This is a genomic window from Lactococcus sp. AK05 (assembly GCF_041026685.1).
GTDB classification, from domain to species: Bacteria; Bacillota; Bacilli; order Lactobacillales; family Streptococcaceae; genus Lactococcus; species Lactococcus lactis.
Genome location: NZ_JBFTEI010000001.1, coordinates 361,551 through 385,575, shown reverse-complemented (window position 1 = coordinate 385,575; position 24,025 = coordinate 361,551). Strand labels below are relative to the sequence as shown.

General features: G+C 34.6%; 26 protein-coding genes and 1 pseudogene. 5 read left to right on the top strand and 22 right to left on the bottom strand.

Annotated features, from left to right (window positions below):
* Nucleotides 1–133: 133 nt before the first annotated feature.
* The 10 genes and pseudogenes from AB6B24_RS01875 to AB6B24_RS01830 form a co-directional block, all read right to left on the bottom strand.
* A complete protein-coding gene (locus tag AB6B24_RS01875) occupies nt 134–475 on the bottom strand; it encodes a P-II family nitrogen regulator (RefSeq protein ID WP_010906046.1) in 342 nt (113 codons plus the stop codon).
* Nucleotides 476–606: 131 nt separating this feature from the next.
* Complete coding sequence (locus AB6B24_RS01870; protein ID WP_038601519.1) at nt 607–1,848, bottom strand: ammonium transporter; 1,242 nt, start codon at nt 1,846–1,848, stop codon at nt 607–609.
* Nucleotides 1,849–2,030: 182 nt separating this feature from the next.
* Nucleotides 2,031–3,506, bottom strand: a complete 1,476-nt coding sequence (locus tag AB6B24_RS01865; RefSeq protein ID WP_195936095.1) for a HAMP domain-containing histidine kinase — start codon at nt 3,504–3,506, stop codon at nt 2,031–2,033.
* 7 nt (nt 3,507–3,513) lie between these two features.
* On the bottom strand, nt 3,514–4,206 hold the full coding sequence (locus AB6B24_RS01860) for a response regulator transcription factor (protein ID WP_003130756.1): 693 nt from the start codon (nt 4,204–4,206) through the stop codon (nt 3,514–3,516).
* A 155-nt stretch (nt 4,207–4,361) separates the two neighbouring features.
* Nucleotides 4,362–4,889 (bottom strand): DUF177 domain-containing protein, encoded by a 528-nt coding sequence (locus AB6B24_RS01855; RefSeq protein WP_311803075.1) that lies wholly within the window; start codon nt 4,887–4,889, stop codon nt 4,362–4,364.
* Nucleotides 4,890–5,019: 130 nt separating this feature from the next.
* Nucleotides 5,020–5,265 carry a type B 50S ribosomal protein L31 gene (locus AB6B24_RS01850; protein ID WP_003130760.1) on the bottom strand — a complete coding sequence of 82 codons (246 nt, stop codon included), beginning with the start codon at nt 5,263–5,265 and terminating at the stop codon, nt 5,020–5,022.
* 155 nt (nt 5,266–5,420) lie between these two features.
* Nucleotides 5,421–5,885: a hypothetical protein gene (locus tag AB6B24_RS01845; protein ID WP_311803074.1), complete on the bottom strand. Its 465-nt coding sequence runs from the start codon at nt 5,883–5,885 to the stop codon at nt 5,421–5,423.
* An 80-nt stretch (nt 5,886–5,965) separates the two neighbouring features.
* Nucleotides 5,966–6,328: a TIGR02328 family protein gene (locus AB6B24_RS01840; protein ID WP_047205918.1), complete on the bottom strand. Its 363-nt coding sequence runs from the start codon at nt 6,326–6,328 to the stop codon at nt 5,966–5,968.
* A gap of 244 nt (nt 6,329–6,572) precedes the next feature.
* Nucleotides 6,573–6,968: pseudogene (locus AB6B24_RS01835) on the bottom strand (hypothetical protein); the annotation flags it as partial.
* A 112-nt stretch (nt 6,969–7,080) separates the two neighbouring features.
* Complete coding sequence (locus tag AB6B24_RS01830) at nt 7,081–7,917, bottom strand: metallophosphoesterase (RefSeq protein ID WP_369164063.1); 837 nt, start codon at nt 7,915–7,917, stop codon at nt 7,081–7,083.
* 683 nt (nt 7,918–8,600) lie between these two features.
* On the opposite strand from AB6B24_RS01830, the gene AB6B24_RS01825 reads away from it, so the two are divergent.
* Nucleotides 8,601–9,389: an LPXTG cell wall anchor domain-containing protein gene (locus tag AB6B24_RS01825; RefSeq protein WP_311803072.1), complete on the top strand. Its 789-nt coding sequence runs from the start codon at nt 8,601–8,603 to the stop codon at nt 9,387–9,389.
* An 83-nt stretch (nt 9,390–9,472) separates the two neighbouring features.
* Here AB6B24_RS01825 and AB6B24_RS01820 read toward each other — a convergent pair whose 3' ends face one another.
* The 5 genes from AB6B24_RS01820 to AB6B24_RS01800 form a co-directional block, all read right to left on the bottom strand.
* Complete coding sequence (locus AB6B24_RS01820) at nt 9,473–10,546, bottom strand: carbamoyl phosphate synthase small subunit (RefSeq protein WP_047205915.1); 1,074 nt, start codon at nt 10,544–10,546, stop codon at nt 9,473–9,475.
* Between the two features lie 62 nt (nt 10,547–10,608).
* A complete protein-coding gene (locus tag AB6B24_RS01815; protein ID WP_012898214.1) occupies nt 10,609–11,541 on the bottom strand; it encodes an aspartate carbamoyltransferase catalytic subunit in 933 nt (310 codons plus the stop codon).
* Nucleotides 11,542–11,723: 182 nt separating this feature from the next.
* Nucleotides 11,724–13,016, bottom strand: a complete 1,293-nt coding sequence (locus AB6B24_RS01810) for a uracil-xanthine permease family protein (RefSeq protein WP_010906053.1) — start codon at nt 13,014–13,016, stop codon at nt 11,724–11,726.
* Between the two features lie 94 nt (nt 13,017–13,110).
* A complete protein-coding gene (pyrR, locus tag AB6B24_RS01805) occupies nt 13,111–13,632 on the bottom strand; it encodes a bifunctional pyr operon transcriptional regulator/uracil phosphoribosyltransferase PyrR (RefSeq protein ID WP_010906054.1) in 522 nt (173 codons plus the stop codon).
* A 260-nt stretch (nt 13,633–13,892) separates the two neighbouring features.
* On the bottom strand, nt 13,893–14,591 hold the full coding sequence (locus AB6B24_RS01800; RefSeq protein WP_047205913.1) for a M50 family metallopeptidase: 699 nt from the start codon (nt 14,589–14,591) through the stop codon (nt 13,893–13,895).
* Between the two features lie 95 nt (nt 14,592–14,686).
* Here AB6B24_RS01800 and AB6B24_RS01795 point away from each other — a divergent pair, with 95 nt between their 5' ends.
* Nucleotides 14,687–14,986: a helix-turn-helix transcriptional regulator gene (locus tag AB6B24_RS01795; RefSeq protein WP_003129394.1), complete on the top strand. Its 300-nt coding sequence runs from the start codon at nt 14,687–14,689 to the stop codon at nt 14,984–14,986.
* Nucleotides 14,976–15,890: a cation diffusion facilitator family transporter gene (locus AB6B24_RS01790; RefSeq protein WP_058207897.1), complete on the top strand. Its 915-nt coding sequence runs from the start codon at nt 14,976–14,978 to the stop codon at nt 15,888–15,890. Before AB6B24_RS01795 ends, AB6B24_RS01790 begins: the two co-directional genes overlap by 11 nt.
* Nucleotides 15,891–15,972: 82 nt before the next feature.
* Here the strand turns inward: AB6B24_RS01790 and AB6B24_RS01785 are convergent, their stop codons facing one another.
* From AB6B24_RS01785 to AB6B24_RS01760, 6 genes are all read right to left on the bottom strand, one after another.
* Complete coding sequence (locus AB6B24_RS01785) at nt 15,973–17,214, bottom strand: glutamate-5-semialdehyde dehydrogenase (protein ID WP_369164060.1); 1,242 nt, start codon at nt 17,212–17,214, stop codon at nt 15,973–15,975.
* Nucleotides 17,215–17,231: 17 nt separating this feature from the next.
* Nucleotides 17,232–18,038, bottom strand: a complete 807-nt coding sequence (gene proB, locus AB6B24_RS01780; RefSeq protein ID WP_021462633.1) for a glutamate 5-kinase — start codon at nt 18,036–18,038, stop codon at nt 17,232–17,234.
* 135 nt (nt 18,039–18,173) lie between these two features.
* Complete coding sequence (locus AB6B24_RS01775; RefSeq protein WP_311805672.1) at nt 18,174–19,646, bottom strand: DUF438 domain-containing protein; 1,473 nt, start codon at nt 19,644–19,646, stop codon at nt 18,174–18,176.
* Nucleotides 19,646–19,885: a DUF1858 domain-containing protein gene (locus AB6B24_RS01770; protein ID WP_047205906.1), complete on the bottom strand. Its 240-nt coding sequence runs from the start codon at nt 19,883–19,885 to the stop codon at nt 19,646–19,648. The genes AB6B24_RS01775 and AB6B24_RS01770 overlap by 1 nt, the downstream gene beginning before the upstream one ends.
* A 126-nt stretch (nt 19,886–20,011) precedes the next feature.
* Nucleotides 20,012–20,338 (bottom strand): AzlD domain-containing protein, encoded by a 327-nt coding sequence (locus AB6B24_RS01765; RefSeq protein ID WP_010906059.1) that lies wholly within the window; start codon nt 20,336–20,338, stop codon nt 20,012–20,014.
* A complete protein-coding gene (locus AB6B24_RS01760) occupies nt 20,325–21,032 on the bottom strand; it encodes an AzlC family ABC transporter permease (protein ID WP_010906060.1) in 708 nt (235 codons plus the stop codon). The genes AB6B24_RS01765 and AB6B24_RS01760 overlap by 14 nt, the downstream gene beginning before the upstream one ends.
* 172 nt (nt 21,033–21,204) lie before the next feature.
* Here AB6B24_RS01760 and AB6B24_RS01755 point away from each other — a divergent pair, with 172 nt between their 5' ends.
* Entirely contained in the window at nt 21,205–21,780 is a 576-nt protein-coding gene (locus AB6B24_RS01755; RefSeq protein ID WP_017864820.1) for an NADPH-dependent F420 reductase, read from the top strand.
* A gap of 81 nt (nt 21,781–21,861) precedes the next feature.
* Complete coding sequence (locus AB6B24_RS01750) at nt 21,862–22,404, top strand: GNAT family N-acetyltransferase (RefSeq protein ID WP_058204849.1); 543 nt, start codon at nt 21,862–21,864, stop codon at nt 22,402–22,404.
* Nucleotides 22,405–22,432: 28 nt separating this feature from the next.
* Here the strand turns inward: AB6B24_RS01750 and ffh are convergent, their stop codons facing one another.
* Complete coding sequence (gene ffh, locus AB6B24_RS01745) at nt 22,433–23,989, bottom strand: signal recognition particle protein (RefSeq protein ID WP_311805670.1); 1,557 nt, start codon at nt 23,987–23,989, stop codon at nt 22,433–22,435.
* Nucleotides 23,990–24,025 lie beyond the last annotated feature (36 nt).

The following is a 24,025-nucleotide window of genomic DNA, read 5'->3' as shown; positions in this document are numbered from 1 at the left end:
AACGGCTTTACTTGCTTAATTTTTACCGTATTATGACCGAACTCAGTGGAAATGATAATTTTAAGTTAAGTGAGTAATAAAGTATCTAGGAAGGGCACCTGTTCACGCTTCAGAGTGTTGTAAGCATTGATACTTAGAGCGCTTGAGCATCTTCTTCTGAGGTTCTAATTCGAATTACACGCTCAACAGGTTGAATGAAGATTTTCCCATCTCCCACTTCGCCCGTTTGAACTGCTTTAATAATCACATTAACAATATCATCAACTTTTTCATCGATTGATACAATTTCTATCTTTAACTTTGAAAGTAAAGTAGTTTCAATTCGTTGACCACGAACATATTCTGTAAAACCTTTTTGTTCACCATAACCCAAAACTTGAGAAACTGTCATCCCATGCACCAAACCATTATCTGATAGGGCTGCTTTCAAATCTTCTAATTTATCTGTCCGAATAATCGCTTCAATTTTTTTCATATTTTTTCTCTCTTTGTATCTTACATTTTTACTGACAGAATTGTCAGCATACTTCAAAGACATCATTCAAAATTGATTTTACTGACAAACTCACAATTTTATATAAAAAATATCTGTCAGTAAAATTAAACTTAAGAATCCAAACCTAAGAAGGTTGGATAAGCAGTTTCTTCGTGCTCACTGTCGTCAAGTCCAATAGCTTCAGCACGGTCAGATACACGAATTGGCATAAACAAGGCAATTACTTTAATAATGACCCAACTCACAAGAGCAGTGAAAATAACTGTGAAGACAACCGCAGATACATTAGCCAAAAGTAATTTCCCAGAGCCATAGATTAAACCAGCGTATCCTTTTTCTGGTGCCAAAGCCGGCGTTGCAAAAATTCCTGTCATAATTCCGCCAAACATCCCGCCAATACCGTGACAACCAAAAGCATCTAAAGCATCATCATATCCCAATTTCTTTTTAACTACAGAAATCATAAAGTATGACAAAGGACTAACCAAAAGACCAATAATCAATGACGACCATAAAGAAACAAAACCAGCGCCTGGAGTGATGGCCACCAAGCCAACTACCGCACCAGAACAAGCACCAACAATCGAAGGTTTACCAATCAATATTTTTTCAACAATCATCCATGAAAACATTGCTGCTGCAGCTGCTGTATTAGTCGTCATAAAAGCGTTAATTGCCACACCATTGGCAGCAAGTGCTGACCCTGCATTAAAGCCGAACCAACCAAACCATAGGAGACCAGCGCCCAAAACAACAAAAGGAATATTATGTGGACGATAATCTAAACGCTCATAATCTCGACGTTTTCCAAGTACTAACGCAAGTACAAGTCCTGTCACCCCACTTGAAATATGAACAACATCTCCACCTGCAAAGTCAATCGCATGAATTTGAGCCAAAAATCCACCGCCCCAAACCATATGAGCCAAAGGATAATAAACTAAAATTAACCAAGCCGTCATAAAAATCAAAATTGGTGTAAATCTCATTCTTCCAACAACAGATCCCGTAATTAGAGCTACAGTGATAATCGAGAACATCATTTGAAAACCAGAAAAAAGTCCATCTGGAATATGATTAGCAGGGAAAAGTGAATTTTTAGCCATATCCACACCATTCATAAATAAATGGTTGAAATCACCAATCCAACTATTACTTCCTGAAAATGAAAATGAGAAGCCAATAATTACCCATAAAATAGAAGCCAGAGCCATTGGTGCAAGAGACATCATCATTGTGTTTAACACATTTTTTCGGCGTCCAAGTCCTCCATAAAAAAATGCTAATGCAGGCGTCATCAAAAATACCAATGCCGCACAAATTAAAATAAATGCAATTGAGCCTGTGTCCATAAAATTTCTCCTTTAAAAGTTCGAGATTAAAACAGAATATTTATCAATATTTTCTGATAATTTAATCATGTAATAAAATATAACACAACTTTCTAAACAAGTCAATTATTTTTATGTTTGATGTTATAAAACATAACATGTACCACAAAAAAAGAACTGCCTTTTAGCAATTCTCTTATTATTTATTTTATTTTCGGGAATTTTAGCGTAAAAGTTGAACCAAGACCCAGTTCTGAATTTACCTCAATTTCCCCTTGATAATTTTCTGCCAATCGAGCTAAAATTGGTAAACCTAAACCAGTTCCACCAATTTCTCGATTTCGAGCCTTGTCTGCTCTAAAGAAACGTTCAAAAAGATGATCAATATCTTCTTCTGAAATTCCAATTCCTTTGTCAGACACACTCGTAATCACAAACTGTTCATCCTCAGAAACAGTAATTACGATTTCTTTACGATCATCAGGAGAGTATTTAGCAGCATTATCTAACAGAATTCGTAAACCTTGTTCAAAATGATTTTCTGAAATTCGCGCATGAGTGGGATAAATAAGCCGGTTATCAAGCACTATTTCAAAATCATCATGCAAAAGCTGAAAATTCTTAAGGGCCCGATTACAAACTTTTCCAACATCACAATCCAGTTCTTCACTTGATAAGTCAACATTTTCAAGACGAGCAAGAGCCAACATCTCCTCAAGCATTTTCTTCATTCGATCAACTTCATCTAAACTTGCCTGCAAAGATTCATCTAATACTTCTGGATCATTTTTCCCCCACCGATTCAGTAAGTTAATATGTCCATCCAAGACAGCTAAGGGAGTTCTTAATTCATGAGAAACATCAGAAACAAACCGATTTTGCTGTTCAAGATATGCCTTCATCTTCAACATCATATCATTGTAAACGTGAGCCAACTCTTCGATTTCATCTCCACTTTGAATTTCAATCGGTTCAAAATCATTTGTTGGATCATTTGCCATTTCTTGCATGCCCTGATAAAGTTTTTCCAATGGTTTCATAAAGTAATTAGCCATGAAATAACCAATCAACTGAGCGGCAATCAAGGCAACAATTTCTAAAATTAACAAGACAATCAAAAGAAGATTAGAGATTCGATGATAAGTCGTCGTATCATAAAAAGCCTGTAAGTATCCCACAACTTGTCCTGTTGACTTAGAAATAATTTTTCTCTGAACTAAATAACCCGGATTTTCTCCCCGAATCTCTTTCATTTCATTATTAGCCTGATTCTGAAAACCAAAAGTATGTCGATTCGTTGAATACAATAATTTATGATTTAAATCATAAATATAAAAAGCTTTCCGTGTACCGATGATACTCCCCAAGCTCATTCCCTCAGATTTACCCTTTTGAATCTTCGATGTTGTCTCAATATAGGTATTCAAATTTGAAGAATTCAAAGGGGCATCAGCTTTTTCTAAAACCTCTTCAACACTATCCATAGAACGAGTTAATAGTCGTTGCTCTTCTTTTATGAAGGAACTAATCGTTAATTGATAAGTCAAGGTCGCAAATAACGTAAAGGTAATAAAACAAAAAACGGTGTTAGCAAAAGCCCACCTAAGCATGATAGACCGCTTAGCCGAACTTTCCTCTACCGTCTCTTTTTTCTTATTAAAAGTGAATAATTTTTTCATCTTATTTTTATTTGCGTTCACGCATTACATAACCTAAGCCACGAACAGTTTGAATATAGCTATCTTGACCCTCAACATCAATTTTATTTCTAAGATAACGAATATAAACATCCACAACATTTGTTTCTGTTCCTTCTTCATATCCCCAAACTTGTGAAACTAAATGTTCACGAGTCACAACATCGCCAACATTTTGCATCAATGTCAAAAGGAGGTCATACTCACGACGTGTTAAATCAATTACTTTTTTACCACGATGAACGGTGCGATTCGTTTTGTCAATCACAAGATCACGGAAAGAAGTATTTTCAGCACGTTCAACGGCATGACCATGCTCTTCACGACGGAAGAAAGCACGAACACGCGCCAAAAGTTCCTCTATGGCAAAAGGTTTAGTGATATAATCATCAGCCCCAATATCAAGACCAGCAACTCGGTCCATCGTTGAATCACGTGCCGTCATCATAATAATTGGTGTATCTTTTTCTTTTCGTAAACGACGAGCTACCTCAAAACCGTCAAGTTCAGGAAGCATTAAATCAAGCAAGATTAAATCATAATCTTTTGAAGTTGCTTCTTCAAGACCAGATCGACCATTATCTTTAATCTCAGTCGCATAGCCCTCATGCTCCAATTCTAATGAGACGAATCGCGCTAAATTCTTTTCATCCTCAATAATCAAAATTTTCTTTGAAGTCATATCATTCTCCTTTGTTAAAAAAACTGTATAATTCGATTTCTTATAATACTATTATAAGATAAATTTAATTTATGTACAAACTATTTGACGCTTTTTTTAAATTGTTTTCGCTTTCTTATGCTTTAAGGCTGAAATCCTTTGAAAATGAGAGCTATCTAATCAAATAATCCATTTAAACCATCAAAAGGAGATTTCTGTTCTTCCAATTTTTCTTCTTGTTGTTTGGCATAATCTTCTTCACTCAAAACAGACCAGAATTTACCAGCCGGCAACTCTTCTGCCTCTTCATCTTCAGCAAAAATTTGCAAAGGAATTTCCAATAAAAGATTATCAGTGATTGATTCATCTAAACTGATTAAATCTTTATCCAAAACAATAATCAAATCATTGTCTAATAATTCTTGATTCCCTCTCAAAATCTCTTCAGTCGCAAAAATTTCATTGACAAGAAGATCAATAGGATACTCGACTGGTTTTAAACTTCTTGACGAAGGCAATGTCAATACTGTTTTAATTTGATAATCTAAATAGAATAAATCATCATAAGCAATTTCACCTTTAACCTCAATTGGTTGACAATCCAAAATTTCTTGTGAACGTTTGAGCAACTCTTCGCGTAGATCTAATTTTTCATTGAAACTAATCTGTTTTTTTTTCGTTAATTCATTTAAAGACCATTTCATCTTTTAATATTCTCCCACAATTTAATTATTTTTCTTTATTTTATCTTATTTCTATATTTTTTCATAATAAAAAGCTGTCAAATGACAACTTTTACAGGTAAAAATAAAAATGGTCGAATGACCATTTCTATTATTGTTTGCCGTATTTCTTTTCGAAACGAGCGATACGTCCGTCCGCTGCTTGGAATTTTTGACGACCTGTATAGAATGGATGTGAATCTGAAGAGATTTCAACACGGATCAATGGATAAGTGTTTCCGTCTTCCCATTCAACAGTTTCTTTAGAACCTTTAGTTGAACCAGTCAAAAATTTGAAACCAGTTGTAGTGTCCATGAAGACTACTGGTTGGTAATTTGGATGGATATTTTGTTTCATCGTTAGAATTTCCTTTCTGCCTTGGACTGTTTGCCAGACCAAAGTTGTACGAATACTTAAACATTCTATCAAATTTATAGATAAATTTCAAGTTAAAATTTTCTTTTGTCAAGAAAAAAACTTTACAAACTTTTCAATTCTTAAAAAAAGTAAATTTACTCCAATAAAAATTTTCTATAATAATATTTTCCGGTAGTATCTCTAGCATAAAGTCCAATCTTACGTTGATTAATTCCGAGTTCTTTTATTTTAGTTATCCACTCATTTTTAGCTATGAAATAAGTTGCATCTTCTTGCGGATTAAGTAAAATTGGTAGTTTGGCACTTTCGTACTCGAAATCTCTAGGCATCATAAATATTATTTTTTTCCGCCTTTTTCTTAACCAACTTTTTTGATAAAGACCGACTTCATAAATCTTTAGGGGAACGGAACCAATATTTACAAGATCAATAGACCACAAGGATATTTTTTCTCCAGAGAATATTTTATAAGAAATCCAATAATCAACTTCTAATTTTTTTCGATAGTCTCTTCTTGCCAAATAAAGCGAAACAATAACTACAGCTATAGTTCCAATCGCACTCAAGGCATCCCAGACATTTCCTAAATCGATAATCATGAGTCACTCTCTTTCTCATTTTATACTCATGATTTTATCATATCATTTTAGCCTTTTCAAAGGAAATCCTCTTTTATTTTCTAGATTATTATTCCCTTTTCTCTCAAATTTTCTTTACAGTCTTCAAGATAAGCATTATTATGTTCAGGATAGATCGGGAAGGTTTGAACCACTTCTTCTAGTTCTAAATATACTTTAGAAGTTTGTCCCCGATATAAAGGATTTAACCATTTTTCATCCGGATGATAGCCTCTTTTTCTCATTTCAGTCATGACTTGTAAATGATATTGAAAAAGTTTATAGGGCGAATAATTAAAAACATAATTTACTGTTGAATGTGGTTTCCCCCAGCCTTTTCCTCGAAGGGCACAACATTCACGATGCTGTCCCAAAAGTTGCTGTCTTGGAAGCTTTTTGATTAAAGATTCATGCCAAAGTCTCATATCCTCCCCTTTCATACTTAGAATAGAAAATTTATTTATTAAAAAATCCTCCCGAAGGAGAATTATCTTTTCCCTATTTGAATCAGATATTAATTGTTGATTTCCGATTGTTCAACCGATGAGTTCTAGAAGTAACAATTAATATCTGAAATAAAGATATATCTATTATACCTTGATAAAAGGATGCCCTCAAGTAATTTGATTAGCTGATTTTTTAAAGAAATCTATTTTCCAATTACATTAGATTATAAGAAACATAAAGATTGCCTGTTCCTGCTGAATAAAAGACTGGATTTGCATTATTGTCCCAACGCCAACCTAGATTGACCAAAGTTTGCGCTTCATATTTACTCAAGGTATAATAATGATCCCCACCTTTAGCATTGGGATTATAAAGCCGATAAACTGGTTCACCAGAATTTGCTGCTTGCCAACCAATCCCCTCGTCACGCCAACCCACATTTTTAAGAGAATTTCCTTCATAAAAATTTGTGGTATAAAAATGTTCCCCACTATTAGGGTTATAAAGTCGATAAACTGGGCTTTTCGAACTTGCTTTCACCTGAGTTCCATTAGCGATATTCCAAGCACCCACTGCTGATATAATACCAAGCAGCAAATAAACCTTTTTTTCTTGCATCCAAATCCTCCATTTTAGCCTAGCCTTATGCTATTTAATCAAATGAATTCTATTTAAACTCTATAATAGGTCACCTAAAATGTCAAGCGATTTCATTTAGTAATCTAGATATCTAAAAAGTTAAAACGACAATTTCAGGAGCTACACCAAATCTGGCTGATAAATGAGTCGTTCCTATCCCGGTATTAACATAAAGTCTTTCATTTACCCCTAACTGATAAAGCCCACCAGTGTAGTTATTTGCATGGCTCATCAATGCCGTAGCTTTTTGTTGAATTTGAGGAATGAGTGGGATGTTTATTTGACCGCCATGGCTATGACCAGAAAGAATTAATTCATAACCCTTATTTTGATATTGGCTAACTTCATCTGGCTCATGAGTCAATAATATATCATAACTCGTTTCAGCCATTTGATTTGGCGAGGGAAACTGTGGATTCCCTAACAAAGCATCATCCAAACCTGTGAATGAAATTTTCTTACCATTATCCAAAGTAAAAACTTGATTTTCATTTCTTAAAAGAGAGAAATCAGATTCAGCCATAATATTTGCATATTCTCTGACAGCTCCCCCACCATAATCTCGATTGCCCCAAATTGCAATTTTTCCATATTTTGCTTTCAGACTTTTTAACTTAGAAATAACAGCTTCATTTTCATTGTATTGTGAATAATTATCATATAAATCTCCCGAGAAAATAATAAAATCAGGATTTTGTTCATTTGTTTTTTGAATCACTTTATCTAATCGATCAGCATTAAAATCTTTTTTAATATGTAAATCGGATAACTGAACAATTTTCAAATTTTCTTTAGAATTTGTATTATTCACTTGATGCTCATTGACTACTAAACGGTAAGGTTCAACATTAAAAGCGTAGTAAAAGACTCCTATAACAGTACATATTATAAGAATAATAAGTGAAAATACTATTTTTTTTATTTTCATATCTCTAGATTATAACATATTGCGTATTTTTTAAACTTACAAAAAGAATTCACTTTTTCTAAGTGCATGCTACATATAATTATAGAAATGCGTAATCAATAGATTAGTTGAAATTTAAAGTTTATAAACAAAAATTGGTAAAAAAATTTGATTATTTTACCAGTAAATAAGTGAAGAACATCTTCTTCTCGATAGAAACTAACTTAGAAAAAACCTATCACTATGCCTTTTTATTTTTAATATTTTGATTATTACTTTGAACCTCAACTTCTAAAATTACTTTGTATGCTTGATAATGCCTCTAAAAACATTTTATTCACTTTCTGAAGTAATAAAACTTGTAAGCGAGAGGATAAAAAAAACGCCTAGGTTAGTAGGCGCTTTAGGAGTATTTATGAAAAAGTTTATTTTTTGGAATAGATTTATTATAGAACTTATTTCTTAAATGAATAATAAAAAATAATTAATAACTTATACTTTTTTGAGTCTTCGGCTTCGGAGAAAATAAGAATCATTAACAACTAATACAAGTTCCCTATAACTGAACTTCTCTAATTTAAGACTATATTTTCAATAACCTCAAAGTATTTTTAGTAAAATAATAGACACTTTTGTAAAATTGTCTTTTTAATTATTGAAATAATGTGTTAAAATGTATTTTATATCTTACAGGAGTTTTAAAAATGAAAAAATCAATTATTGCATTATCTACATGTACTTTTTTAACATGTATACTATTCACTACTTTACCTTCACCTTCAATGGCGGACCAACTTGATACTCCCTCATCGGATATTTCTGCAAAAGCCGAACAAGAATGGTATGGTATTTCAACGATTGAATTTTTCAATATGGGACTTGACTCTGGAATTGTTGAAGTAACACAAGGCGACATTATCACTGGGAGGGCTACCTTCGGTTATTATGGTGGTGACTCCCTTACAACTCAAGACATAATTGTGAACTCTAACCTTGACTATGTAGTTATTTCAAATATTACTATTGATAATAATTCCCATACGGGTACCTTTGATATTATGATAGATACTTCTAATATTAGTTCTGGAAGCCAGACATTTCAACTTAACGTTACAGATGCACTTCCTGAAAATGATCGGCATGTAACTCCCTATTCAATAACAAATATGATTCAGATTAATGAGGCACCTAAGCCCGATCCAGATCCAGATCCAGACCCTACTCCAGATCCTGATCCTACTCCAGACCCTGAACCCACTCCAAATCCCGAACCCACTCCAAATCCTGAACCTGCTCCCTCTATAAATAAAAATACATTGAATATTTCAAAAGATTCTATTGTCTTGGATAACAAGATCACAAAAGTTTCAGAAGAAGGAAATATAAAAACATTACCAGAAACTGGTGTTAATAGCAATACGGATCTTAGTTTTGTACTAATCGGAATCATAATAGTAAGTTCAGCAGTAACAATCTTATACAAAAATAGATAATAAAAAAACTCAGTAGTTCTGAGTTTTTTATTATCTAACGAGCAGTATACTGTCACACACTCAAAGATATTTATATCAATATCCTATTTTTTGAAGTTATCCATGAGATCCATGAAATCATCAAAAAGATAGCTGGCATCGTGAGGTCCAGGAGCTGCGTCTGGGTGAAATTGGACTGAAAAAGCTGGGAAGTGTTTGTGACGCACTCCTTCAACTGAGTCGTCATTGATTTCAACATGGGTAATCATTAGGTCTTCAGGTAAGTTTTCTGATGAAACGGCATATCCATGATTTTGTGAGGTGAAGTCAATTCGTCCTGTTGCAATTTCACGAACGGCATGGTTAAATCCACGGTGTCCAAATTTCATTTTGTAGGTTTTTGCTCCATTTGCAAGACTAAATAATTGATGACCTAAGCAAATACCGAAAATTGGAATTTTACCTTGAATTTCTTTAATCATTTCAATTGCTTCTGGTACATCTGTTGGGTCACCAGGGCCATTAGTCAACATGACACCATCAGGTTCCATTTCCAAAATTTCTTTAGCACAGGTGTTGTATGGGACAACGGTGAGATTACATTCCCGTTTTGAAAGTTCACGTAAGATACTATGTTTCAAGCCAAAGTCAACAACGACAACTTTTCTGCCTGTATTTGGTGATGGATAAGCGGTCGTCGTACTACTTGTTTCAACTTGATTTGTTGGTAATACTGTCGCTTGAAGTTGGCTCATTTGATGCTCTACTTCATCTCTTGCTTGAACAAGTGAGGCCTTCATAGTGCCGTGTTCTCGAACAATTTTAGTAATCGCTCGAGTATCCACACCTGTAATTCCAGGAATATTTTTTGCTTTTAAAAATTCATCAAAAGACATTTGCATCCGCCAGTTCGAAGGACGGCGCGCTGCTTCATGAACAACTACGGCTTTACAGGTCGGATGAATTGATTCATAATCATCTCGGTTGACGCCATAATTTCCAACAATTGGATAAGTGAAAGTCAAAATTTGTCCGTTATATGATTGATCAGTGATTGATTCTTGATAGCCTGTCATTCCTGTATTAAAGACAAGTTCACCTGTAACATCCAAGTTTGCCCCAAGGGATTCTCCCTCAAAAATGGTTCCGTCTTCTAAAATTAAAAGTCTTTTGCTCATAATAAATATTTCCTTTGAATTTTGCTTTAGCAATTATTTTTTCTTGTTGTCAGCGCTTTGAATTATTTAGCTTTTTTTCCAGCAAGAATTGCTTCAAGAATTGCCATTCGCGTATAAACACCATTGCTCATTTGTTGGACAATCCGACTTTGTGGGCTTTCCACAAGGCTGTCAGCAATTTCAACATCCCGATTGACTGGAGCTGGGTGCATGATAATGGCTGTTGGTTTCAACATTTTTGCTCGTTCTTCTGTCAGTCCAAAATGATGATGGTAGCCTTCTTTAGAAAAGCTTTCGCCACTATCATGACGTTCGTGTTGAACGCGTAAGAGCATATGAACGTCAAGTTCTGGCAAAATTCGGTCTAGGTTGGCATAATGACCGTAATCATCAAATTCTTCACTATACCATGCTGCTGGGCCTGTAAAGTAAAGTCTAGCTCCTAATTTTTGGAGCATCATCATATTAGATTTGGCGACACGTGAATGGGTTAAATCTCCGGAAATTGCGATTTTTAAACCTTCAAATTTGCCAAATTCTTCATAAATGGTCATCAAGTCAAGTAAACATTGACTTGGATGTTGCCCTGAACCATCTCCACCGTTAACAATCGCACAATGAATATTATCTGAATTCACTAATTCTTCATAGTAATGTTCTACTCCTGAACGTATAACACAGATATCAACGCCAAGTGCATCAAGTGTTAAGACGGTATCGTAAAGAGTTTCTCCTTTACTAATTGAGCTTGCTTGCGCATCAAATTCAAGAACATCTAAGCCTAATTTACGCTCAGCAATATGGAAACTATGGTGCGTTCTTGTAGAATTTTCAAAGAAAAGATTTGAAGCAAAAGTTTGTTTTTCTAAATCAAATTCTGCTGTTCCTGCTTTGAAAGCTGAGGCTCTTTTGATAAGTCCCATGACTTCATCAACACTCAATTTTTCCATACTTGTGAGGTTTTCGAGTTGAACTAATCCATTTTTTACTGACATGAGGTCTCCTTTACCCTGACTGTGTGCTCTCTGTCACAACAGTTTTATTGACAATATATTTGATTGTTTTGTCAGTAAACTGACAAAATTTTTATCTACTGATGGAAATCTTATCAGGATTTCTATCAGTTATAAGTTCACTTTTTTTATTGCTGACGGTTCTGTCAGTAATTTTGAGTCTTTTAAATTTCGCTAGGATCTTTTGGCAAGACAAGGTTTAAAACAATTCCGAGAATTGTTGCAATGGCTACTGATGAAATTTGTAAATTTTGAGTGATATTAATAATCATTCCACCAATCCCGATAACAAGGACAACTGAGCTGATTAGTAAGTTTCGTTTGATATCAAAATTAACTTTATTTTCAACTAAAATTTTCAAACCAGAAGCTGCAATTACTCCAAAAAGGGCAATTGATGCTCCCCCGATGACGGGTGCTGGAATTGATTGCAAGAGTGCTGTAATTTTCCCAATGAATGAGACAACGATAGCAAGAACGGCAGCTCCAGCAATAACATAAATCGAATGAATTTTTGTAATTGCCATAACTCCAATATTTTCACCGTAAGAGGTCACCGGCGGTGCACCAATAAATCCGGCGATGATTTGAGCTAGACCGTCACCAGTTAATGTTTTTTCTAATCCTGGTTCTTTAAAGTAATCTTTTTTAGTTAATGAATTCAAAACCATAATGTGGCCAAAATGCTCAGTCATTGTGACAAAAGCAATCGGTGCCATTGTCAAAATTGCTGACGGATAGAAGGCCCACTTGTAATTGGCAAATGGAATTTCCATTGGCGGAATGGTTAGCCATTTAGCATGTGAAATTCCAGTGAATGAAACAATGTTCATCCCTGTAATCTTACCAATAATCATTGCTGCAACATAACCTGTGATGATTCCAAGTAAAATTGGAACAACTGACAGAAATCCTTTGCCATAGATACTGTAAATGACAATAGATAGCACAGTGATGAGGGCAATAATGATATAAGCTAAACTGTATCCTTTTAGATTTGCAACGTCCGTGTACATGGCATCATTAATTGCTGTTGGAGCAAGTGATAATCCAATGACCATAACGATTGGCCCAACGACGATTGGCGGTAAAACTTTGTCAATCCAGCCTTTACCTGCAAATTTTACAATTAAAGCGACAATCAGATAAACCAATCCACCGGTCATTGCCCCTTGAGCAATGGCTGGCATTCCACCATTTTTCATCAGTAAAGTCATCGCACCAATATAGGCAAAGCTTGAACCCATGTAAGCTGGCACTTTAAATTTTGTAACACTCATGTGTGCAAGTGTACCAAGTCCAGAACTCAAGAGGGCAATGGCTGGGTTAATCCCAACTAAAATTGGCACCAAAACCGTTGAGCCAAACATGGCAAACAAATGTTGAAATGAGAGACCAAACCACTGACTTGCAGCTGGTTTCTCATCAACTTTTAAGATAATATCATTATCGTGCACTTTTTTCTCCTAAAACTCTAAGTTGAATATTTGTTAATTCTTTCGTCAGTAACTGACAGCATATTTTTTACTTTAAATTACTGACAGAAATTTTTTAATCTTCTCGTTTAATTAAAATACTGTCATTGCCATCGTGTTCAGACATTTGAACAATGATTTCTTCATCACGACCTGTTGGAATATTTTTCCCAACGTAGTCTGCACGAATTGGCAATTCACGATGTCCACGGTCAACTAATACAGCCAATTGAACACGAGCTGGACGACCGAGTTTTACAATTCCATCAATTGCCGCACGGATTGTCCGACCTGTGTAGAGCACATCATCGACAAGAATGACATCTTTTCCTGTAATATCGATGTCAATTTCTGTCGTGTCTTCTTGAGCTTGTTTGTCATCACGGAATGGACGTGTATCCAACTCACCAAAAGGAATTTCCAAACCTTCTAATTGTTGCAAACGTTCTTGGATTCTTTTTGCTAAATAAACACCACGTGTTTTAATCCCAATCAAAACCAATTTGTCCAGCTCTTTATTACGTTCAATAATCTCGTAAGTGATACGTGTAATTGCACGTTTCATTGTGATTTCGTCAATAATTTCTTTTCTAGCCATTGTGGCTCCTTTCATTCTTGATGATCAATTGGTCAGTAAACTAACAAATCTTTCATTTAGCGATTTAGCTTCCATTTCTAAGTTGTCCATTAACATACAAAAAACCTGCACTCAAAAGAGAATGCAGGTAGGTATCAGAAAATGGACAGTATCCATCATATTATTACATTATTAATTTCTGACCTTGCCTGCCTCTCTGGACAATCTTAAAGGTTAGATAGATTATAGCAAAGTTCTCGCCACTTGTCAAAAATTATTTTTTATTTAGAGAATAAAGTCTTGAAAGTGATTATAATCAAAAATAGACAAGATGACATCATTAAAAGAAAAATTAATTTCCAAACAAAAGCAGGGATTATTTGGAATTTCTCATGGAGTAAATCTGCATCAGAAAGTTCTTCATTTTTATGAAAAATTACTTTAAGGTCAATGAATGCCCCTAAAATCAGAAAGCCAATTAAGGCTCCACCAATAAAATTAAAAATCTGAATTTGACCAAAGTAAAGCAAAGCCCCTGTCATTAAAATTCCTAGCAAACAAATCAAAAAGCCATACCAATTTTTAACGACGATTAGAACAGAAAGGCTGACTATCAACAGACTTATAAGAATGAATTCTGGATGATTAATAATCAAAAACCAGCTAAAGAGACAGCCAAAAAGCAAGGGCATTGGATAGCCCATCAATAAAACAAAGAAGCTTCTCCCACCACCACTTGTTTGGGTGAGGCCGGAACTATCATGATTAAGATGAATTCTATAAACTTTACCAAAAGTAATTTTCGCCGCCAGAGCATGGCCAAATTCATGTAAAAGCGTCACTAAAATTCTTAATAAGGGATAAAGAAAGATAGCTATTAAAAGCCCACAAATCAAGCCTAATAAAATTATTTTTTGCTGGTCACTAAAGTCTGCGATTCTTTCAAAGGCAGAATAAATATATTGGATAAAATCTTGCAAAACTTCTCCTTTCAGTTTATCATAACAAAAATAACTTAAAATAAAATATTTAAAGAAAGCTTGACAAATATATTATAGCATTATAATATAATAATATGATTAACGAAAAAGATATTGCTGAATTTTTTAAACTTTTCTCTAACGACGGACGTTTAAAAATTATTTCCAGCCTAGCCACTGATAACCTAACCGTAAATGAGATTGTTGAAAAAACACAACTTTCTCAATCTCTTGTCAGTCAACAACTAAAACTTTTAAAAAATGCACGGATTTTAACGAATGAAAAAATTGGAAAAACGGTCACTTACAGTATCTATGACCGCCATATTTTACATCTTTTGAAAGATGTTGCAGAACATTTGGATGAACAAGAGGGAGGAAATCATGAGCCTTAAAAATAAACAAATAAAAAGCGAGCATGACCATAATCATCTAGATAAACTTGTCTCACAAAACGTCACAATCGTTTTTGCTTTAAACCTCTTCTTTGCGATTTTAGAATTTATTTTTGGGGTGCTCTTTAATTCTACGGCTATTTTATCTGATGCCGTCCATGACACAGGAGATGCCGTTGCTATCGGTTTAGCCTGGTTTTTCCAAAAATTCTCTAAAAAACAAGAAGACAAACACTTCTCTTTTGGTTATCAACGTTTTAGTTTACTCGGCGCCTCACTCACAAGTGTCATTTTAATTACGGGGAGTTTCATTGTGCTTTTCGAAGCCGTTCCTAGATTTTTCAACCCTCAACCTGTAGAAGCAACAGGTATGCTTGGTTTGGCTATTTTTGCAATTGTCGCCAATGGTTTTGGTGCATGGCTTTTGGCTCGTGGTTCCTCACGAAATGAAAGTATTTTAAATCTTCACGCGCTCGAAGACGTTTTAGGTTGGCTGGGAGTCCTCATTGTTTCAATCGTCCTTCATTTTGTAAAATGGTACTGGCTCGACCCACTTCTTTCTATTCTAATTGCTTTGTTCATCTTATCCAAAGCCATTCCAAAATTCTGGGGAACTTTACGTATTCTTCTTGAATCAGTCCCCGAAGATATTGATTACAAAAATCTTCTAAGAGCCCTTGAACAACTTCCTGAAGTACTTGCTGTTACACAACTTATCATTTGGTCAATTGACGGTGAGCAAAATGCTGCAATGATTCACATTGTGATTCCCGAAAATCAAGATTTCTCAGATGCAAAAATCGCTGTTCGTAAGCTTTTAGAAAGTGAGAAAGTTTGTCGCTCAGCCATTGAACTTGATGAAACTACTGACGAACATAAAAAACATGTTCAATATGAAATTTAATTACTGACAGAACTTGTCAATTTATAAAATTACTGATGAATTAAAAGACCCGACTTTTTATAAGCCGAGTCTTTTATTATTTTTAACGAATTTGTCCTGTGCCATCAATCAAATATTTAGTTGAAGTTAGAGCTTCTAAACCCATTGGTCCTCTGGCGTGAAGTTTTTGAGTTGAAATGCCAATTTCAGCACCTAAGCCAAATACAAAACCGTCAGTAAATCTTGTAGACGCATTAACATAAACGGCTGCCGCATCAATTTCATCTTGAAATTTTTGCGCATTGAAATAATCATGAGTGACAATGCTTTCTGAATGACGACTTGAATAAGCATTAATGTGCTCAATTGCTTCATCCAAATTATCAATCGTTTTTACTGACAGAATATAATCTAAAAATTCTGTCCCAAAATCATCGTCAGTTGCAGGAATTCCAGCTGACAGAACTTTCAGCGCACGCTCGTCAGCACGAAATTCAATTTCATGAACTTTATTGATTTCATTTTCCAACTTTGGTAAAAATTCGTCAGCAATTTTTGCGTGAACCACTAAACTTTCGGCTGCATTGCAAACACTAGGACGCTGTGTTTTGGCATTTATCACAATTTTTGTCGCCATTTCTAAATCAGCAGATTCATCAACAAAAATTGTACAATTACCTACCCCAGTTTCAATGACAGGAACCGTTGCTTTTTCTTTGACACGGTTAATCAATCGCGCTGACCCTCGCGGAATCAGAACATCTAAAAATTCATCCGCCTGCATCATTTTTTCTGCTTCAGCATGACTTGTGTCAGATAACAATTCAACTGCTCCGTCAGTAATTTTTGCTGACAACAAATTTTCCTTAATAATTTCAACTAAAACCATATTAGAATAAATCGCATCAGACCCACCGCGTAACAAAACAGAATTTCCTGTTTTAAAACAAAGAGAAAAAGCATCGATAGTCACATTTGGACGACTTTCAAAAATCATTCCAACAGTGCCAAGTGGCACTCTTTTTTGCAAAATCTTAAGTCCATCAAGATTAGTGAAACCTTGCAATACTTGCCCAATTGGGTCAGGAAGTTCTGCAACTTGTCTCAACCCTGTTGCCATATCAGAAATTCTTTGCGCATTTAGACGCAAACGGTCAACCATAATCTCAGAAATTCCATGTTCCAGAGCCTTAGCCAAATCTTTTTCATTCTCAGAAATAATTCTGTCAGTATTTTCGATAAGGCTGTCAGCTAAATTTTGCAAAAAAACATTTTTGTCGGCAGTTGATAGCTTTGCTACTTCTTTGCTCGCCTTTTTAACCTTTAATCCAAGTTCTTCAATCATCGTTTTATCCTTCTTTCTCAAGATTTTTGATGAAAATAAGTCCCAATCTCACGTCCTTCGATAATTTCTTTAATCTCTCGAATCCGTTCGCCATTGGTCAGAACCATTTCTTGACCATTTTCAAATAAAATCTGTGCAGCCGCCAATTTTGAAGTCATCCCGCCAGTTCCAAAACGCGAACCGGCACCACCAGCCATTTGACGTAATTCATCAGTAATTTCATGAATTTCATTAAAAATTTTCGCATCATCATAAATTGTTGGATTTTTATCAAAAAGTCCATCAATATCTGACAGCATAATCAATAAATCAGCATTCACCAATTTAGAAACAATCGCTCCCAATTTATCATTATCACCAAATTTTGTTTGATGATCCATTTCATCAACCGCAATAGCATCATTTTCATTAATAATTGGAATAATTCCAAGCCCAAGTAATGCATTTAGTGCATTTTCAGCATTATCACGACTCGTTGGAAAATCAGTCACATCACGTGTCAAAAGTAACTGAGAAACTTTTTGCGAATAACGACGAAACATTTGCGTATAAAGACTCATCAATTCAACCTGACCGATTGAAGCCAAAGCCTGCTGGTCAGCAATTCCCTTGGGACGTTTATCCATACCAAGCACATTCAAACCGACACCAATCGCTCCAGAAGTCACCAAGATCACTTCATAACCTTTATTATTCAAATCAGATAAAACAAAAGCCAGCTCGTCAATATTTGATAAATTTATTTTTCCATTTGGCAAAATCAACGAACTCGTTCCAATCTTAACTACAATTCGTTTAACACTCAAAATATTTTTTCTTGTCATAATCATTTATTATAGCAAGATATTTCAACAAATACGAGAGTAAAATGATTAAATTTCTACTTTTTATTATTTTATTCTACAACTAGAATTTTATAAAAAAAGTGCTTTTGAGCACTTTTTATTTTCCATACCCCACTAGCTATTTTTTCTCTCTTTTTCAGCTAACATCTTCTTAACAAAATCAGGCATTTCCCCTCTGACAGCTCCGTCAGTAGACTTTTTTATTGATTTAGCCACTTGATTTTCATATTCAGAAGTTGTTTTTTCATGACCATCTAATCGTTTCTCTCCCACCAAATTTTGAATGGATGTAATATCCTGCGAAACTTCTAAACAGCCCAGATATTCTCCTGTTTCTTCATCACGCATTGCAAAATATCGGATATAAATTTTCTTATTAAAACGATGTAAATCAATCCAAAAATCAGCTTGATCGCGTGTTCCAGATTTAAAATCTTCTAGGATTTTTTCTACTACCGCCATTGATTTTGGCGGGTGGCAATCAATAACACGTCGACCAATTACAGATTTAGCTCGTGGAAAAATTCGTTCTCCTCCCGAGAAAAAGCGAACGATATCTTCTTGATCAACAAAACTTAGATCAACTGGTAAAACATTAAACAAAGCCGTCAACTCATTGAGGTGTAACATGCCAGTTGGCAAAACAACCGCTCCCTCACTTGTAACTTTTTCCCAATCATATTGCCGCTTAACTCTTTTAGGTTTGCTTACTTCTAAACCAGATTCCTTAGCAATAGCCTCTGTCATTGCTTTAGCAGATTCAATCGCCGCCAATCTTTGAGGTTCATGCTCTTTTTCCTTTTCAATTGACTCTTTAGAAGCTTTCCATTTTAAAGGTTCTGCAATGAATGCATAGCCAATCTCTTTAGAATCCTCCTCTATTTGTTCCCAATCTTTTAAAGAAAAGACATCCAAGCACATTGGAATCATAATTGCTTCTTCTTTAAAAATCATTTCTTCAATTTCTGTCAGTAAATTTTCTAGCATTTCACGTAATGGGTTCAAAGCTGTTTTATCTGTTTTTAAATAAACAATTACTTCTTTAATCATCTCACGAACACTATCATCTACACCCCACATAACTTTTGGTGGCGCTGTGATTCCATATTGTTCCATAAAAGAAAAAATTAAAGTTTCTTTTCTAGCATAATGTTTGTCAATATTATACAAATCAATAACCGCTACAAGTAAACGTTCTTTATAAGACCAATCTCCTTTTTCAATCTTTGAAAAAACCCACCGAATTTCGTCATTTAATAGCGATGTAATCACTTGATTTTCAAGTTTCATTGTATGAATAGGATGTCCTGGAGTATTTTCTTCTAAAGATGATTTATGAATATCTGTAATAGCCCCTTTAAAGACAGCTGCATGAATATTGCATAATTTTTGAATTTCAGATGGATTGAGCCCCCCTTGGATCAATGCCTTTTCAGCACCAGTTATTTCCGAAACATCTACACCATCAAATTCTTCATTAAAAATTTTTTTGGCGTCCTCAAACGTCCCCCCTTCGTGTAAGAGTGTCAATATTTCAACAATTCTTTTTTGGCGCTCAATTGTAGTCGATTTATTCATATTTGTCATTATTCTTCCACCTTCTGATTTGAAAACTCAAAGCCAGCCTCAGCAAAAGCAATAACAATTTTATCCCAATCAATATGTTTCATTTTTGCTCCCATTGGAATTGTCGCCATCCTTCCAGCAGTCTGTAGCATTCCAGGCATTTTTATCTCATGAAAACCCAAACTATCCATTAACTCAATAATTTCAGGGTGTTCTGTTGCTAAATCATAAAGTTTAGCATTTATATCCAGTTGAATCATTCTAATCTCCTTTTCAGATGTCAAAATTTTGTAAAAAAACTTTGACATCTTATCTTATTCTAACAAAATATTATTCTCATTAAAAGATAAAAAAAGAATCTATAAACTATAGATTCTCATGAATTATTAAAAAATAATTTGAATGAAGGCTAGTGAAAATACTCCCACAAGCACAATAACTAATAAGTTTTTTGTCAAAATAGCTGCTAAAACCGTTGGAATTGAAGCAAGTAAATTATTCCAGTTAACCGATGGTAAATGACCTAAATGTTGAATAAAAAGATTTGAAATCCATAAGGCTGACATAATAACTACCGGTACAAAACTTAAATATTCCACAACTATTTGAGGCAAACTCATTTTTTTTAATAAAATAAAAGGTAGAACTCTTGAAATCCAAGTTACAATAGCGCATCCAATAATTGTTAATGATATAAATTCAAAAGAAGACACGTTTTACCCCCACACCTAAAGCACAAGCAATCAAAGTAACAAATAAAACTAACAAGTTGCTTGGCAAAAATATCAAACCAAAATAAAATAGAACCAAGGTAATTCCAACCATGACTAACTGTAGCATTAAACCCAAAGTTTTATCACTAATAAGTTGCAAATAAAGTAAGCCAATAAACATTGCGATAACTGCGAATCCCAAACCTAATTTTTCTGGATTTGCTAGTAAATTCCCTAATAGAGCTCCAATAGCACTGGCTAATGCCCAAACTAAATAGGCTAGTAAATTTGATGCATTAAACCAAGAAAAATTCAGTTTACCCTCAGTATAATTTTGTTTATTCATTCCTAAAGCAAAACTTTCATCGGTCAATAATGTCCCAAGTAAAATATTTTTCAGTAAACTTTCATTTTTAAAATATGAAGCCGTCGTCATGCTCATTAAAATAATTCGTGAATTAACTAAAAATACACTTAATACTATTGACATAATAGGACTATGAGTTGCTAGCATACTAACCATGATAAATTGTGCTGAACCAGCGTAAACAATCAATGAGAGTAATAAAATTACCCAAACGCTAAACCCCTCGCTGTGCCCTATCATCCCAAACGCAATTCCTATCCCAATATATCCAAAAACTGTCGGCATTGTATCTTTCAAGCCTTGTTTAAAAGTTAATTCCGAATTCATATTCCCCTCACTCCCTAAAAGATTATATCTAACCATTATCACATAAATATTAACTAACTGTCAATAAAAATTTATTAATCACTTGATTTTTGCAAGGTATATTGCTATAGATTTCATTTTTTCAATGATATAATCAAATTAATAACAATATCAATCTTAGAGGAGGAAGACTATGGCAACAATTAGTATTTTTGGTAAAGGAAAAATGGGAAAAGCAATCGGTGATAATTTTAGTTCATCTGGTAATAAAGTCAACTATATCTTATCAAACTCATCTAAAACAGAATTGGGTGAAATTGTTGTTTTAGCTGTTCCCTATGTCGCAATTGCTGGAATCATCCAAGAATATTCGACTGATTTACAAGGAAAAATAATTATCGATATTACAAATCCCGTTGATTTCACAACATTTGATAGTCTATTAGTGCCTTCGGATACTTCAGCCGCGGCTCTCATTGCTAAACAACTCCCAAATTCAATGATTGTTAAGGCTTTTAATACGACTTTTTCCGATACATTGGCAACAAAAAAAGTGGCAAATGAACATCAAACAACCGTTTTACTTGCTAGTGATAGTCAGGAAGCAAAAGAGACCATTATTAAATCTCTTGAAAATAGTGGTTTGAGTCTATTAGACGCTGGTTCACTAAAAAGGGCTCGCGAACTAGAAGCTATTGGTTTTCTACAAATTACTTTAGCTGCTTCTGAAAAAATTTCTTGGGACGGCGGTTTTGGGATTTTCAAATAGTCGCTTAAAAATTTAAGTCTTGTTATAATTAAATAACAAGGCTTTTTATTTTATAAAGATATATCATCAAGGAGTAGAATAATGACTACATTAACAAATGAACCAACAATGAAAATCAGAGCATTGGAACGAACAGATTTAAAAAATATTCATGTCATCAATAATAAAGCTGAAACAATGCGGCTATGGTTTGAAGAACCTTATGAATCACTAGACGAGTTAACCAGTCTTTATGATAAACATATCCATGATAATACTGAACGTCGCTTTGTAATTGAAGCCAATGATACTTTTATTGGAATTGTGGAACTTATGTCTATTGATTACATTCATCGTACCTGTGAAATTCAAATCATTATCATTTCTGGTTTTTCTGGAAAAGGCTACGCTCAAAAAGCGTTAAAAACGGGTGTTGACTATGCTTTCAATACTCTAAATATGCATAAAGTTTATTTATGGGTAGATATTGATAATGCTCCTGCTGTTCATATCTATAAAAAGTTAGGTTTCAAAATTGAAGGAACGATTAAGGAACAATTCTTTGCTGGCGGCAGATATCATGATAGCTACTTTATGGGGATTCTTAAATCTGAATATACTCAAAGAGAAAAAGCGGTTAAATAAAAAAACAGGAGTTTTCCTGTTTTTTTATTTAGCGTTTTTTCTTACCTTTTTTCATTTTCTTTTGAGCACGTTTCATGGCTTGTTTCATAGCAAACTCAGTTGCTTTACCTTTTAAACCACCACCAAACATAGAACTCATATCGGGCATCCCATTTGCTGAACCATTGCCCATCATCCCTTGTAAATCACCCAAAGATGACATATCGGGCATTCCAGAACCTGCAGGCATATTCGGCATTTGTCCACCGGCTCCACCCATCATTTTTTGCATCATAGCATTCATATCACCATTCATGATTCCTTGCATCATTTCTTTGGACTGATTGAATTGCTTAATGAATTTATTTACTTCAATAAATGAATTTCCAGAACCTGCGGCAATCCGACGACGACGGGCTGGTGACAGTTCAGCCTCTAAATGACGTTCTGCCGGTGTCATTGACAAGACCATTGCTCGTTTTCTGGCAACATCCTTAGGATCAACTTTAACCTTATCTAAACCAGGCATTTGTGACATTCCTGGAATCATTTTCATAATATCTTCCATTGGTCCCATATTTGTCACTTGATCAAGTTGTTCAACAAAGTCCTCATAATCAAAACGGTTTTCAGCCATTTTTTCAGCGAGTTTTGCTGATTGTTCTTCATCATAATTTGCTTGAGCTTTCTCAATCAAGGTGAGCATATCACCCATTCCAAGAATTCGCGAACTCATTCGATCAGGATAGAAAACTTCAAGGTCTGTTAATTTTTCACCAGTCCCTGTAAATTTAATTGGTTTTCCTGTAATTTCACGGATTGATAATGCCGCACCACCACGTGTATCACCATCAAGTTTAGTGATAATCACACCTGTAATGTCCAATTTTTCATCAAAAGTCTTGGCAACTTGTGCTGCAACTTGACCAGTCATTGCATCAACAACAAGCAAAATTTCAGTTGGTTCAGCAAGTGCTTTAATCTCTTGCAATTCGTTCATTAGAGTGTCGTCAATTTCAAGACGACCTGCAGTATCAATCAAAACATAGTCTTTACGTTCTTCTTGAGCTTTTAAAAGACCATTACGAACAATATTAACTGGTTTTTCAGCAGTTCCTTCATCATAGACAGGAATTTCAAGCTGTTCACCTAAGGTTTTTAATTGGTCAATCGCTGCTGGACGATAAACGTCGGCTGCAATCATCAAAGGCCGAGCATTTTGCTCTTCTTTGAGTTTTTTGGCAAGTTTACCCGCAAAGGTTGTTTTACCTGCCCCTTGCAACCCGACCATCATGATAATTGTTGGAATTTTAGGAGATTTCAGTAATTCAGCTTCGCCATCACCCAAAATAGCTGTTAATTCTTCATCAACAATTTTAATTACTTGTTGAGCTGGGTTTAATGCTTCTGATACTTCAACACCGACAGCTCGTTCACGGATTGCCTTAATAAATTTCTTGACAACTGGGAGAGCAACGTCGGCTTCAAGGAGAGCAACTCGGATTTCTTTTGTAATTTCTGTGACGTCTGTCTCAGTAATTTTTTTCTTTCCACGTAGATTTTTAAAAACGTTTTGTAAGCGTTCAGTTAAGTTTTCAAATGCCATATTTTATAATCCAATTCTATTTTTTACAATTACTTC

Coding starts and splice junctions, on each gene's coding strand:
- AB6B24_RS01855 (WP_311803075.1), bottom strand. CDS start 4,889: ATGAAATGGTCTTTAAATGAATTAACGAAAAAAAAACAGATTAGTTTC.
- AB6B24_RS01865 (WP_195936095.1), bottom strand. CDS start 3,506: ATGAAAAAATTATTCACTTTTAATAAGAAAAAAGAGACGGTAGAGGAA.
- AB6B24_RS01790 (WP_058207897.1), top strand. CDS start 14,976: ATGAGCCTTAAAAATAAACAAATAAAAAGCGAGCATGACCATAATCAT.
- proB (WP_021462633.1), bottom strand. CDS start 18,038: ATGACAAGAAAAAATATTTTGAGTGTTAAACGAATTGTAGTTAAGATT.
- AB6B24_RS01760 (WP_010906060.1), bottom strand. CDS start 21,032: ATGAATTCGGAATTAACTTTTAAACAAGGCTTGAAAGATACAATGCCG.
- AB6B24_RS01750 (WP_058204849.1), top strand. CDS start 21,862: ATGACTACATTAACAAATGAACCAACAATGAAAATCAGAGCATTGGAA.
- AB6B24_RS01775 (WP_311805672.1), bottom strand. CDS start 19,646: ATGACAAATATGAATAAATCGACTACAATTGAGCGCCAAAAAAGAATT.
- AB6B24_RS01755 (WP_017864820.1), top strand. CDS start 21,205: ATGGCAACAATTAGTATTTTTGGTAAAGGAAAAATGGGAAAAGCAATC.
- AB6B24_RS01845 (WP_311803074.1), bottom strand. CDS start 5,885: ATGATTATCGATTTAGGAAATGTCTGGGATGCCTTGAGTGCGATTGGA.
- AB6B24_RS01825 (WP_311803072.1), top strand. CDS start 8,601: ATGAAAAAATCAATTATTGCATTATCTACATGTACTTTTTTAACATGT.
- AB6B24_RS01850 (WP_003130760.1), bottom strand. CDS start 5,265: ATGAAACAAAATATCCATCCAAATTACCAACCAGTAGTCTTCATGGAC.
- AB6B24_RS01785 (WP_369164060.1), bottom strand. CDS start 17,214: ATGATTGAAGAACTTGGATTAAAGGTTAAAAAGGCGAGCAAAGAAGTA.
- AB6B24_RS01875 (WP_010906046.1), bottom strand. CDS start 475: ATGAAAAAAATTGAAGCGATTATTCGGACAGATAAATTAGAAGATTTG.
- AB6B24_RS01870 (WP_038601519.1), bottom strand. CDS start 1,848: ATGGACACAGGCTCAATTGCATTTATTTTAATTTGTGCGGCATTGGTA.
- AB6B24_RS01820 (WP_047205915.1), bottom strand. CDS start 10,546: ATGAGCAAAAGACTTTTAATTTTAGAAGACGGAACCATTTTTGAGGGA.
- AB6B24_RS01795 (WP_003129394.1), top strand. CDS start 14,687: ATGATTAACGAAAAAGATATTGCTGAATTTTTTAAACTTTTCTCTAAC.
- AB6B24_RS01840 (WP_047205918.1), bottom strand. CDS start 6,328: ATGAGACTTTGGCATGAATCTTTAATCAAAAAGCTTCCAAGACAGCAA.
- ffh (WP_311805670.1), bottom strand. CDS start 23,989: ATGGCATTTGAAAACTTAACTGAACGCTTACAAAACGTTTTTAAAAAT.
- AB6B24_RS01860 (WP_003130756.1), bottom strand. CDS start 4,206: ATGACTTCAAAGAAAATTTTGATTATTGAGGATGAAAAGAATTTAGCG.
- AB6B24_RS01770 (WP_047205906.1), bottom strand. CDS start 19,885: ATGATTCAACTGGATATAAATGCTAAACTTTATGATTTAGCAACAGAA.
- AB6B24_RS01830 (WP_369164063.1), bottom strand. CDS start 7,917: ATGAAAATAAAAAAAATAGTATTTTCACTTATTATTCTTATAATATGT.
- pyrR (WP_010906054.1), bottom strand. CDS start 13,632: ATGGCTAGAAAAGAAATTATTGACGAAATCACAATGAAACGTGCAATT.
- AB6B24_RS01815 (WP_012898214.1), bottom strand. CDS start 11,541: ATGTCAGTAAAAAATGGATTAGTTCAACTCGAAAACCTCACAAGTATG.